We start from the raw sequence: 12673 nt of genomic DNA, 5'->3' as shown, positions 1-12673 counted from the left end.
TCGAGGACCTGAATCATGTTGAAAGGCTACGGGGCTGTCATCCTCGATGGCGCATGGTTGACGCTTCAGCTCGCCTTGTCGTCCATGGCTCTGGCCATCGTCCTGGGACTGATTGGTGTCGCGTTGCGCCTCTCGCCGGTGCGTTGGCTGGCGTGGTTGGGTGACCTGTATTCCACGGTCATACGCGGTATTCCCGATCTGGTGCTGATCCTGCTGATTTTCTACGGCGGCCAGGACCTGCTCAACCGCGTGGCGCCGATGCTGGGTTATGACGACTACATTGATCTGAACCCCCTGGCGGCCGGCATCGGCACCCTGGGCTTCATCTTCGGTGCTTATCTGTCGGAAACCTTTCGTGGCGCGTTCATGGCGATCCCCAAGGGGCAGGCCGAGGCGGGCATGGCGTATGGCATGAACGGGTTCCAGGTGTTCTTCCGGGTGCTGGTGCCGCAGATGATTCGCCTGGCGATTCCGGGCTTCACCAACAACTGGCTGGTGCTGACCAAGGCGACCGCGTTGATTTCGGTGGTGGGCCTGCAAGACATGATGTTCAAGGCCAAGCAGGCGGCGGATGCCACCCGTGAGCCTTTCACCTTCTTCCTGGCAGTGGCGGCAATGTACCTGGTGATCACCAGTGTTTCGTTGCTGGCATTGCGTCACCTTGAGAAGCGCTACTCGGTAGGCGTAAGGGCGGCTGATCTATGATCTTCGACTACAACGTCATCTATGAAGCCTTGCCGCTGTACTTCGGCGGCCTGCTGACCACCCTGAAGTTGCTGGCGCTGTCGCTGTTCTTCGGGCTGCTGGCGGCGCTGCCCCTGGGGCTGATGCGGGTGTCCAAGCAGCCGGTCGTGAACATGACGGCCTGGCTGTACACCTACGTGATTCGCGGCACGCCGATGCTGGTGCAACTGTTCCTGATCTACTACGGATTGGCGCAGTTCGAGTTCGTGCGCGAGAGCTTCCTCTGGCCGTGGCTGTCCAGCGCGACGTTCTGTGCCTGTCTCGCCTTCGCCATCAACACCAGCGCCTACACCGCCGAAATCATCGCCGGCAGCCTGCGGGCCACGCCCAATGGCGAGATCGAGGCGGCCAAGGCCATGGGCATGTCGCGTTTCACACTGTATCGCCGGATCCTGCTGCCGTCGGCCCTGCGCCGGGCGCTGCCGCAATACAGCAACGAAGTGATCATGATGCTGCAGACCACCAGCCTGGCCTCCATCGTGACCCTGATCGACATCACCGGTGCCGCGCGCACGGTGAACGCCCAATATTACCTGCCGTTCGAGGCTTACATCACGGCCGGCGTGTTCTACCTGTGCCTGACCTTCATCCTGGTGCGCCTGTTCAAGCTGGCCGAGCGTCGCTGGCTGAGTTACCTGGCCCCGCGCAAGCACTGATAACGCGTCGATCCGATCGACTGCCCAACGACTGACGTTTTGTGAGAACCGACATGTACAAGCTCGAAGTCCAAGACCTGCATAAACGCTATGGCAGTCACGAAGTGCTCAAGGGCGTGTCCCTGAAAGCTGCCGCCGGCGATGTGATCAGCATCATCGGCTCCAGCGGCTCCGGCAAAAGCACCTTCCTGCGTTGCATCAACCTGCTTGAGCAGCCCCATGCCGGCAAGATTCTGCTCAACAACGAAGAGCTGAAACTGGTGGCTGGCAAGGATGGTGGATTGAAGGCCGCGGACCCCAGGCAACTGCAACGCATGCGTTCGCGGCTGTCGATGGTGTTCCAGCATTTCAACCTGTGGTCCCACATGACCGCGCTGGAAAACATCATGGAAGCGCCCGTGCATGTGCTGGGCGTCGCCAAGGCCGAGGCCCGTGAGAAGGCCGAGCATTACCTGAGCAAAGTGGGCGTGGCCCATCGCAAGGACGCTTATCCGGGCCACATGTCCGGCGGCGAACAGCAGCGCGTGGCGATTGCCCGGGCGCTGGCGATGGAGCCGGAAGTCATGTTGTTCGACGAACCGACGTCGGCCCTCGACCCGGAACTGGTGGGCGACGTGCTCAAAGTGATGCAGGCCCTGGCCCTGGAAGGCCGGACCATGGTGGTGGTGACCCACGAAATGGGCTTTGCCCGCGAGGTGTCGAACCAACTGGTGTTCTTGCACAAAGGCATCGTCGAAGAAAGCGGCAACCCGCGCGAAGTGCTGGTCAATCCGCAATCGGAGCGCCTGCAACAATTTCTTTCGGGCAGCCTCAAGTAATTGCTCCCGTTACGCACCTGATTTGGGTCATGCTGCGCACCACGTGCCAGATGGACTAATTTGGTTGCAGCCGCTTTTGGCTTTAACACTGTTTTCGTTTCGGATCGCCCGCCATGACTGCCCATCGAATTGGTTTCCTGATTTGGCCCAGCACTAAAGCCTTGACGCTGGCGCTGGCTGAGGAGGCCTTGCGTGTCGCTCAGCGGGTGCATCCTGAAGTGGTCTACGAACTGTCGTTCCTGCAGGCCGAGCCGGCGGGCGAGGGCGCCTGGCAGTTACCCGGCGAACCTTGGGCGGGCAAGCTCGAAGGCCTCCAGAAGCTGTTCCTGCTGGCCGACGAGCCCCCGGCTGCATTGGCCTCCAACCTGAGCAGCGCACTCAAGCAACTGGTGCGTGCCGGTTGTGTGATTGGTGGTTTGTCGGCCGGGGTCTATCCCTTGGCTCAATTGGGATTGCTCGACGGTTACCGCGCCGCGGTGCACTGGCGCTGGCAGGACGATTTTTCCGAGCGCTTCCCCAAGGTCATCGCCACCAGCCATTTGTTCGATTGGGATCGCGACCGCTTGACGGCCTGTGGCGGCATGTCGGTGCTCGACCTGCTGCTGGCGGTGCTGTCGCGCGATCACGGCGCGGAACTGGCTGGGGCGGTGTCGGAAGAGCTGGTGGTCGAGCGCATCCGTGAAGGCGGCGAGCGCCAGCGCATTCCGCTGCAGAATCGCCTCGGCTCCAGTCATCCGAAGCTCACCCAGGCGGTGCTGCTGATGGAGGCCAACATCGAAGAACCGCTGACTACCGACGAAATCGCTCAGCACGTGTGCGTATCCCGCCGGCAACTGGAGCGGATCTTCAAGCAATACCTCAACCGCGTGCCGAGCCAGTATTACCTGGAACTGCGCCTGAACAAGGCCCGGCAGATGCTGATGCAGACCAGCAAATCCATCATTCAGATCGGCTTGTCTTGTGGTTTCTCCTCGGGGCCGCACTTCTCCAGCGCCTATCGCAACTTCTTCGGCGCCACGCCGCGGGAAGATCGCAACCAGCGACGCAGCAGCAGCCCGTTCGAGTTGTCTTCTGTGCCGGCCGAGCGGGGCTAAGCGGCGACCCTGGTGGCAGGGAGATTCATTTGTGGCGAGGGGATCTATCCCCGCTGGGTCGCGAAGCGACCCCAAACCCTGACACCTCGGTGTGCCAGGCAGATTGAGTTGACTGTTTTGGGGCTGCTTTACAGCCCAGCGGGGATAAATCCCCTCGCCACAGGTGTCCCTCCCAAACTGCTGCTGTGTCTGGTAACGGAAATGTGCAAGCAGGCGCCTAAAGTCCCCCGACAACGTTTAAACTGCGCCTTTGCGACGCTATTTGTCGCATTGCCATAAACCCAATGAAAACGGGGGTTGGCGCTATAAGAAGTTGTCGCTTGGCGGCAAGGCCGGGCTGAAAACTGTCCTTACAATCCTCACCAAGCTCGCCATTTCCAGGCGAGTGTTTCTCTTCAGGAGACTCCGATGTCCGTTGAGCAAGCCGCGGTACAACGCGCCGATTTCGACCAGGTAATGGTCCCCAACTATGCGCCTGCTGCCTTCATTCCCGTGCGTGGCGCCGGTTCCCGCGTGTGGGACCAGTCCGGCCGCGAGTTGATCGATTTCGCCGGCGGTATTGCAGTCAACGTGTTGGGCCACGCCCACCCGGCGCTGGTGGGGGCGCTCACCGAGCAGGCCAACAAACTGTGGCATGTCTCCAACGTATTCACCAACGAACCGGCCCTGCGTCTGGCCCATAAACTGGTCGACGCCACCTTTGCCGAGCGTGCTTTTTTCTGCAACTCCGGCGCCGAAGCCAACGAGGCCGCCTTCAAGCTGGCCCGTCGTGTTGCGTTCGATCGTTTCGGCACGGAAAAGTACGAAATCATCGCCGCGCTCAACAGCTTCCACGGTCGCACGCTGTTCACGGTCAACGTCGGCGGGCAGTCGAAATATTCCGACGGTTTCGGTCCCAAGATCACTGGTATCACCCACGTTCCCTATAACGACCTGGCGGCCTTGAAAGCGGCCATTTCAGACAAGACCTGCGCCGTGGTGCTGGAACCGATCCAGGGCGAAGGCGGCGTGCTGCCGGCCGAACAAGCCTACCTGCAAGGAGCCCGCGATTTGTGTGATGCGCACAATGCGCTGCTGGTGTTCGACGAAGTGCAGACCGGCATGGGCCGCAGCGGCGAACTGTTTGCCTACATGCATTACGGCGTGGTCCCGGACATCCTCACCAGCGCCAAGAGCCTGGGCGGTGGTTTCCCTATCGCGGCGATGCTCACCACCGAAGCGTTGGCCAAGCACCTGGTCGTCGGGACCCACGGCACCACTTACGGTGGCAACCCGCTGGCATGCGCGGTGGCCGAGGCGGTGATCGATGTGGTCAACACCCCTGAAGTGCTCGGCGGCGTCAAGGCCAAGCATGACAAGTTCAAGACCCGCCTGGAGCAGATCGGCGAGAAGTACGGCCTGTTTACCCAGGTGCGCGGTCTGGGCCTGTTGCTCGGCTGCGTGCTGAATGACGCCTGGAAAGGCAAGGCCAAGGATATTTTCAACGCTGCTGAACAGGAAGGCCTGATGATCCTGCAAGCCGGCCCGGACGTGATCCGTTTCGCCCCGAGCCTGGTGGTGGAAGACGCCGACATCGACGCCGGCCTGGACCGTTTCGAGCGGGCGGTAGCGAAGCTGACCCAGGCTTGATTCCTACAGGCTGAACTGGACCCCATGTGGGAGCGGGCTTGTTCGCGAAGAGGCCATCACTTTCAACATAAATGTTGACTGATAAGCAGCCTTCGCGAGCAAGCCCGCTCCCACACTGGACCGGATGCGGTAGCCGGTGCGGTATTTTTTTCATGTATCGACCCCCTCGGTCGAACCCTTTATTTCAAGTTAAGGAGTGACACCATGCTGGTGATGCGCCCCGCGCAAATGGCGGATCTGGGCGAGGTACAGCGTCTGGCTGCGGACAGTCCGATCGGTGTCACTTCCCTGCCGGATGACGTGGAACGCTTGAGCGACAAGATCGCCGCGAGCGAGGCTTCGTTTGCCGCCGAAGTCAGTTTCAACGGTGAAGAAAGCTATTTCTTCGTCCTTGAAGACACGGCCACCGGCAAACTGGTGGGCTGTTCGGCCATCGTCGCGTCGGCCGGTTATTCCGAGCCGTTCTACAGCTTTCGCAACGAGACGTTCGTCCATGCCTCCCGTGAGCTGAAGATCCACAACAAGATCCACGTGCTCTCCCAATGCCACGATCTGACCGGCAACAGCCTGCTGACCAGTTTCTATGTGGTCCGGGACCTGGTGGGCACGCCGTGGGCGGAGCTCAATTCCCGCGGGCGCCTGCTGTTCGTCGCCAGCCATCCGGAGCGGTTCGCCGATTCGGTGGTGACCGAGATCGTCGGCTACAGCGATGAAAATGGCGATTCGCCGTTCTGGGACGCCATCGGTCGCAACTTCTTCGACCTCAACTATGCCGCCGCCGAGCGTCTGTGCGGGCTGAAGAGCCGCACCTTCCTGGCCGAGCTGATGCCCCATTACCCGATCTACGTGCCACTGCTGCCGGACGCCGCCCAGGAGGCCATGGGGCAGGTTCATCCGCGGGCGCAGATCACCTTCGACATCCTGATGCGCGAAGGCTTCGAGACCGATCATTACATCGACATCTTCGACGGCGGCCCGACCCTGCATGCCCGCGTCTCGGGGATTCGCTCGATTGCCCAGAGCCGCGTGGTGCCGGTCAAGCTCGGCGAACCGGTCAAGGGGGCCGGCCGGCAATACCTGGTGGCCAATGCGCAGTTGCAGGATTACCGCGCCGTGTTGCTCGAGCTCGATTACGCGCCCGGTAAACCGGTGATCCTGGACATGGAAGCGGCCGAGGCACTGGGTGTTGGCGAAGGCGCCAGCGTGCGCCTGGTGGCGGTTTAAGTCTGAGTTTCGCGGGTGGCATGAGCGGCCCGTCTGAGGAGATAGCATGATCGTTCGTCCCGTACGCAGCAGCGATTTACCCGCTCTGATCGCCCTGGCCCGCAGCACCGGCACCGGCTTGACCACTTTGCCGGCCAACGAAGAGCGCCTGGCCCATCGGGTTGGCTGGGCCGAGAAGACCTTTCGCGGCGAAGCCGGGCGTGGCGATGCGGACTACCTGTTCGTACTCGAAGACGACGATGGCCAAGTGGTGGGCATCTCCGCCATCGCCGGTGCCGTGGGGCTGCGTGAGCCCTGGTACAACTTCCGCGTCGGCCTGACGGTGAGCGCTTCCCAGGAGCTGAACATCTACCGGGAAATCCCGACGCTGTTCCTGGCCAACGACCTGACCGGCAATTCCGAATTGTGCTCGCTGTTCCTGCATGCCGATTACCGCAATGGCCTCAACGGCCGCATGCTGGCCAAGGCGCGGCTGCTGTTCATCGCTGAGTACCCGCAGTTGTTCGGCAACAAGATCATCGCTGAGATGCGTGGCATGTCCGACGACACCGGCCGTTCGCCTTTCTGGGAAAGTCTGGGCCGGCACTTCTTCAAAATGGAATTCAGCCAGGCCGATTACCTGACCGGAGTCGGCAACAAGGCGTTCATCGCCGAACTGATGCCCAAGTTCCCGCTGTACACCTGTTTCCTGTCCGAGGATGCCCGCGCCGTGATCGCCCAGGTTCATCCGGACACCGAGCCGGCCTTGTCGATGCTCAAGAGCGAAGGTTTCAATTATCAAGGCTACGTCGACATCTTCGATGCCGGCCCGGCCGTGGAGTGCGAAACCGCCAAGATCCGTGCTGTCCGTGACAGCCAGGCCCTGGTACTGGCCATCGGTACGCCGGGTGACGACGCCACGCCGTTCCTCATCCATAACCGCAAGTGCCTGGATTGCCGCATCACGGCAGCGCCGGCGCGCTTCGCCTCGGGCACCCTGGTGGTCGATCCGTTGACCGCCAAACGTCTTCAACTCAACGCCGGCGATCAAGTGCGCGCCGTTGCGTTGTCTGCTCGGGAGTCGAAATGATGAACTCGCTGTATATCGCGGGAAGCTGGCTGGAAGGCCAGGGCGATATGTTTGAATCGCTGAACCCGGTGACCCAGCAAGTGCTGTGGTCCGGCAAGGGCGCCACGGCGGCGCAGGTCGAGTCGGCGGTGCAGGCTGCGCGCCAGGCATTCCCGGACTGGGCCCGGCGCTCGCTGGATGAACGCATCCAGGTGTTGGAAGCCTTTGCCGCGGCGCTGAAGAGCCACGCGGACGAACTGGCCCACTGCATCGGCGAGGAAACCGGCAAGCCGTTGTGGGAAGCGGCCACTGAAGTCACCAGCATGATCAACAAGGTCGCCATCTCGGTGCAGAGCTACCGCGAGCGGACCGGCGAGAAGAGCGGCCCCCTGGGCGACGCCACTGCGGTGCTGCGGCACAAGCCTCACGGGGTGGTGGCGGTATTCGGCCCTTACAACTTCCCCGGCCACTTGCCCAACGGCCATATCGTGCCTGCCTTGCTGGCCGGCAATTGCGTACTGTTCAAACCGAGCGAGCTGACCCCGAAGGTCGCCGAGCTGACGGTCAAGTGCTGGGTCGAAGCCGGTTTACCGGCGGGTGTGCTGAACCTGTTGCAAGGCGCTCGGGAAACCGGTATCGCCCTGGCGGCCAATCCAGGCATCGACGGGCTGTTCTTCACTGGCTCCAGCCGCACCGGCAATCTGTTGCATCAACAGTTCTCCGGTCGCCCGGACAAGATACTGGCCCTGGAAATGGGCGGTAACAATCCGCTGGTCGTGGACGAGGTGGCGGACGTCGATGCGGCGGTCTACACCATCATCCAATCGGCTTTCATTTCCGCCGGCCAGCGCTGCACCTGCGCCCGCCGATTGCTGGTGCCGGAAGGGGCGTGGGGCGATGCCCTGCTGGCGCGCCTGGTGGCGGTCAGTTCTGCGATTGAAGTCGGTGCTTTCGACCAGCAGCCGGCGCCATTCATGGGCTCGGTGGTTTCCCTGGGCGCGGCGAAAGCCTTGATGGACGCGCAGAATCATCTGCTGGGCCTCGGCGCCGTGGCGCTGCTGGCGATGACTCAGCCACAGCCTCAGGCCGCGTTGCTGACGCCAGGGATTCTCGATGTGACGGCGGTGGCCGAACGTCCTGATGAAGAGCTGTTCGGGCCACTGCTGCAAGTGATCCGCTACGCGGATTTCCCGGCGGCCATCGCCGAGGCCAACAACACCCAGTACGGCCTGGCCGCCGGCTTGTTGTCCGACTCTCAGGAACGCTACCAGCAGTTCTGGCTGCAAAGCCGTGCCGGTATCGTCAATTGGAACAAACAGTTGACCGGCGCTGCCAGCAGCGCGCCGTTCGGCGGCGTCGGCGCCTCGGGTAACCATCGCGCCAGTGCCTATTACGCGGCCGACTATTGCGCGTACCCGGTGGCGTCCCTGGAGACGCCGAGCCTTGTCATGCCGGCGGCCCTGACGCCTGGCGTGCGGATGGTGTAGCTCTCTTCGCGAGTAAGCCCGTTCCCACAGGACTGCAAAAACCCTTGTGGGAGCGGGCTTGCTCGCGAAGGCCGCGCCGCGGTGTTTGATCGAACGCGTTACCTGATGCCTATAAAAAACAGATCCTCGTGGAGCCTCGCTGATGAAATCCTTTGAAGTCAACTTTGACGGTCTAGTGGGGCCGACCCATAACTATGGCGGGCTCTCGTACGGCAATGTCGCGTCCCAGAGCAACAGCCAGGCGTGCTCCAACCCCAAGGAAGCGGCGTTGCAGGGCCTGGCGAAGATGAAAGCGCTGATGGACATGGGCTTCCAGCAAGGTGTGCTGGCGCCACAGGAGCGTCCTGACGTGGCTGCCCTGCGCCGGTTGGGCTTTGCCGGCAGCGATGCCGAGGTCATCCAGCAGGCCGCGAAAGAAGCGATGCCGCTGCTGGTCGCCAGTTGCTCGGCCTCCAGCATGTGGGTGGCCAACGCCGCCACCGTCAGCCCGAGTGCCGACACCGCGGATGGCCGCGTGCATTTCACCGCCGCCAACCTGAACTGCAAATACCATCGCAGCATCGAGCATCCGACCACCAGTCGCGTACTGGGGGCGATGTTTGCCGATCAACAGTACTTCGCCCATCACGCCGCGTTGCCGGCGGTGGCGCAGTTCGGTGACGAAGGGGCGGCCAACCATACCCGGTTCTGCCGGAGCTACGGTGAGGCGGGCGTCGAGTTCTTCGTGTTCGGTCGCAGTGCTTTCGACACCCGTTACCCGGCGCCGCAGAAATACCCGGCCCGCCAGACCCTCGAAGCGTCCCGCGCGGTCGCTCGTTTGCATGGCCTGCGGGAAGAGGGCGTGGTGTACGCGCAACAGAACCCGTCGGTGATCGACCAAGGCGTGTTTCACAACGACGTGATCGCGGTCGGCAATGGCGAGGTGTTGTTCTATCACGAGGACGCGTTTCTCGAGACCGACAAGATGCTGGCCGAACTGAGCGGCAAACTCGCCAAGGTCGGTGGGGCATTTCAGTCTGTGTGTGTGCCGCGTTCGGCGGTCAGCGTCGATGACGCGGTACGTTCCTACTTGTTCAATAGCCAGCTGCTGTCGCGTCCCGACGGATCGATGCTGTTGATCGTGCCGGAAGAGTGCCGCAGCAACCCGCGTGTCTGGCAATACCTGCAAGGCCTGACGGGCTCTGGCGGGGTGATTCGCGAAGTGAAGGTCTTCGACCTCAAGCAGAGCATGCAGAACGGTGGCGGTCCGGCTTGCCTGAGGCTGCGCGTAGCTCTCAATGAAACCGAACTGGCGGCCGTCAACCCAGGGGTTATCATGACGGCGCCGTTGTACGATTCGCTGACCCAATGGGTCGAGCGTCATTACCGCGACCGTATGACCGAAAGCGACCTGGCGGACCCGCAATTGCTGCTCGAATGCCGGTCGGCACTGGATGAACTGACACAAATCCTTAAACTTGGCGCGGTTTATCCTTTCCAGATCAATTGAAAGCGCGCGCGACCTGACTACAGTCAAAGCAGGGCGCGTGGCCTTATCCCCAGACGAGAACGTAAAACATGAGCGATGCACTGCAGCTGATTCTTGAAGACACCGACGGCACCCAGCTGGAAACCTCTTGCACCCGCGTGGCGGTGATGTGGCAGGGCAAGGAGTTGTGGATCCAGCAGGACGGCCGCGGTCAGCTGCTGATCGGCGTGGATGTCGAGGAAGGGGATGAGGAATACGCCAACCTGTTGTTGCGCCCGTTGGCAACCAACCTGGTCAGCCTGCAGCTGGAAATGGAACCGGCCGACCTCGGCGACGATGACCATGTCCATGGCCCGGATTGCGGCCACGACCATTAAGGAAACCGCGCTATGCTCGCCCTCGGCAAACTGCTTGAACTGACCCTCGCCGGCCGTGAACCGGCGGAGAAGACTCAACTGACTGTCGAAGGCGTGCGCATGCGCTGGTTGAGCGAGGGTGCGCTGGAGGTCAAGCCGCCCGAAGCCCGGGATAATGGCCTGGACCTGCTGTTATCGGCAGGGATCCACGGTAACGAAACCGCGCCCATCGAATTGCTCGACCGCCTGCTGCATGACATCGCCCGTGGTGACGTGAAGCCTCGGGCTCGTATTCTGTTCCTGTTCGGCAATCCCGAGGCCATCCGCCGCGGTGAGCGTTTCGTCGAGCAGGACGTCAACCGGCTTTTCAATGGCCGTCATGAACTGAGCGGCGGCCCGGAAGCGCTGCGGGCGTGCGAGCTGGAGCGGCTGGCTGCCAGCTTCTTCAACCGGCCAGAGCGCAGTCGCTTGCATTACGACCTGCACACGGCCATCCGCGGCTCGAAGATCGAGCAGTTCGCCCTGTACCCCTGGAAGGAAGGTCGACAACATTCACGTCGTGAGCTGGCCCGCCTGCGTGCGGCGGGCATGGAAGCGGTGTTGCTGCAGAACAAGCCGTCCATCGTGTTCAGCGCCTACACCTACGACCAGCTCGGGGCCGAATCCTTTACTTTGGAACTAGGCAAGGCGCGGCCGTTCGGGGAGAACGAAGGCGTCAATGTCAGCCTGCTGGAAACCCGCCTGAAGCAGATCATCGAAGGCAACGAACCTGAGCTGGACGAAGGGCTGGATGGCCTCCAGCTGTTCAGCGTGGCCCGGGAAATCATCAAGCACAGCGACAGTTTCCGCCTGAACCTGCCAGCGGATATCGAAAACTTTTCGGAGCTGGGAAAAGGTTATGTGCTGGCCGAAGACATCGCCCAGACCCGTTGGGTGATCGAAGAAGAGGGGGCGCGGATCATCTTCCCCAACCCCAAGGTGAAGAATGGTTTGCGGGCCGGCATCCTGATCGTGCCGGCCACCGGCGAAAACCTGGTCTGAAAGGCGTCGCATTCCAAATGTGGGAGCGGGCTTGCTCGCGAAAGCGGTGTATCAGCAACATTATCGTTTACTGACACACCGCCTTCGCGAGCAAGCCCGCTCCCACAGTTGTTTTGTGGTGGCTGCAATATTTGCGATAAGCAGGCCCCCTGTGGGAGCGAGCCTGCTCGCGATAGCGTTCTATCAGCCAACATCATGGCGACTGACACTCCGTCATCGCGAGCAGGCTCGCTCCCACATTGTGGCCAGTGTTAGACGGCTAAGGCGCGCGGCTCAGTGCGACGCAACGCCCGGGTTTTGTGCAGGGTATCGGCGCAGGTCTTCGCCGCTTCCTGACCCTTGTGCACGAAGTGCTCGAAGAAGAACTTCTGGTGCTCTTCCCCGGCGTGGAAGTGGTGCGGCGTGAGCACCACCGAGAACACCGGCACCTCGGTTTCCAACTGCACCTGCATCAGGCCGCTGATCACCGATTGGGCGACGAACTCATGCCGGTAGATGCCGCCATCCACCACCAGGCCGGCGGCGACGATGCCGGCGTAGCGGCCGGATTTGGCCAGCAGCTTGGCATGCAGCGGGATCTCGAAGGCGCCACCGACTTCGAAGCAGTCGATATCACTTTCCTGGTAGCCCTGGTTGATCATTTCCGCGACGAAGCCGTGACGGCTCTGGTCGACAATTTCCTTGTGCCAGCAGGCCTGGATGAACGCAACGCGCTCGCCCGGATGTTTGATTTTGCTGTCGATTGCAGTGGGTTGCATGTTCTGGTTCCTGTTTGTGTGAAAAACAGGGCGTCATGAATCGAAGGGGAGTCGAGGGTACGCCGCGCACAGATAGTCGCAAACGGTCCTTGGGTGCCGATCCCGTTCTCTCTTCATCCGGACTATGACCGTCGGCCCTGGGATCGCACCGGGTCTGCTGACCTTGCCGCCGCACCGCAAAAGCCGTGCATTGCCAAGCGCTCGCGGGCTATGCACCTTGCATGCAATTACCGCCGGTGGGGAATTACACCCCGCCCTGAGAACGTTTTGCCGCTACGCTGTGTGGCGGCGCAGGATTTTTAACACATAACCTTTGTGGGAGCGAGCAGGGGTGTTGTGTCTTTTCCCTG

At 61.8% G+C, this 12673-nt stretch carries 12 protein-coding genes and 1 riboswitch; of the genes, 11 read left to right on the top strand and 1 reads right to left on the bottom strand.

All coding sequences use genetic code 11. From position 1 onward, the window contains the following. Positions 1-15: 15 nt before the first annotated feature. From FBX99_RS00180 to astE, 11 genes are all read left to right on the top strand, one after another. Positions 16-705, top strand: a complete 690-nt coding sequence (locus tag FBX99_RS00180; RefSeq protein WP_003178836.1) for an ABC transporter permease — start codon at positions 16-18, stop codon at positions 703-705. Next, positions 702-1400 (top strand): ABC transporter permease, encoded by a 699-nt coding sequence (locus tag FBX99_RS00175; RefSeq protein ID WP_041023510.1) that lies wholly within the window; start codon positions 702-704, stop codon positions 1398-1400. The genes FBX99_RS00180 and FBX99_RS00175 overlap by 4 nt, the downstream gene beginning before the upstream one ends. 53 nt (positions 1401-1453) lie before the next feature. Then, positions 1454-2218 carry an ABC transporter ATP-binding protein gene (locus FBX99_RS00170; RefSeq protein ID WP_144930307.1) on the top strand — a complete coding sequence of 255 codons (765 nt, stop codon included), beginning with the start codon at positions 1454-1456 and terminating at the stop codon, positions 2216-2218. Positions 2219-2331: 113 nt separating this feature from the next. Beyond that, positions 2332-3312, top strand: coding sequence for a transcriptional regulator ArgR (gene argR, locus FBX99_RS00165; protein WP_047701099.1), 981 nt, complete (start codon positions 2332-2334; stop codon positions 3310-3312). Between the two features lie 408 nt (positions 3313-3720). Next, a complete protein-coding gene (locus tag FBX99_RS00160; RefSeq protein ID WP_144930306.1) occupies positions 3721-4941 on the top strand; it encodes an aspartate aminotransferase family protein in 1221 nt (406 codons plus the stop codon). 204 nt (positions 4942-5145) lie between these two features. Further along, entirely contained in the window at positions 5146-6165 is a 1020-nt protein-coding gene (aruF, locus tag FBX99_RS00155) for an arginine/ornithine succinyltransferase subunit alpha (protein WP_144930305.1), read from the top strand. Between the two features lie 46 nt (positions 6166-6211). Then, entirely contained in the window at positions 6212-7234 is a 1023-nt protein-coding gene (gene astA, locus FBX99_RS00150) for an arginine N-succinyltransferase (RefSeq protein ID WP_144930304.1), read from the top strand. After that, positions 7231-8700 carry a succinylglutamate-semialdehyde dehydrogenase gene (astD, locus tag FBX99_RS00145; protein WP_178111822.1) on the top strand — a complete coding sequence of 490 codons (1470 nt, stop codon included), beginning with the start codon at positions 7231-7233 and terminating at the stop codon, positions 8698-8700. Before astA ends, astD begins: the two co-directional genes overlap by 4 nt. Positions 8701-8842: 142 nt before the next feature. Beyond that, on the top strand, positions 8843-10189 hold the full coding sequence (gene astB, locus FBX99_RS00140) for an N-succinylarginine dihydrolase (protein ID WP_144930303.1): 1347 nt from the start codon (positions 8843-8845) through the stop codon (positions 10187-10189). A gap of 68 nt (positions 10190-10257) precedes the next feature. Then, positions 10258-10545, top strand: a complete 288-nt coding sequence (locus tag FBX99_RS00135; RefSeq protein WP_024776525.1) for a hypothetical protein — start codon at positions 10258-10260, stop codon at positions 10543-10545. 12 nt (positions 10546-10557) lie between these two features. Further along, positions 10558-11565, top strand: a complete 1008-nt coding sequence (astE, locus tag FBX99_RS00130; protein ID WP_144930302.1) for a succinylglutamate desuccinylase — start codon at positions 10558-10560, stop codon at positions 11563-11565. 251 nt (positions 11566-11816) lie between these two features. Here astE and FBX99_RS00125 read toward each other — a convergent pair whose 3' ends face one another. Further along, the gene (locus FBX99_RS00125; protein ID WP_145130360.1) at positions 11817-12323 is read right to left on the bottom strand and encodes a 6,7-dimethyl-8-ribityllumazine synthase; all 507 of its coding nucleotides are present in this window, start codon (positions 12321-12323) and stop codon (positions 11817-11819) included. 100 nt (positions 12324-12423) lie between these two features. Beyond that, positions 12424-12591, bottom strand: a riboswitch (FMN riboswitch). Between the last annotated feature and the right edge of the window lie 82 nt (positions 12592-12673).

Origin of the sequence: Pseudomonas sp. SJZ074, assembly GCF_007828215.1 — a bacterium.
GTDB lineage: Bacteria > Pseudomonadota > Gammaproteobacteria > Pseudomonadales > Pseudomonadaceae > Aquipseudomonas.
The sequence above is the reverse complement of the archived record's forward strand: the minus strand, read 5'-3'. Positions and strand labels throughout refer to the sequence as shown.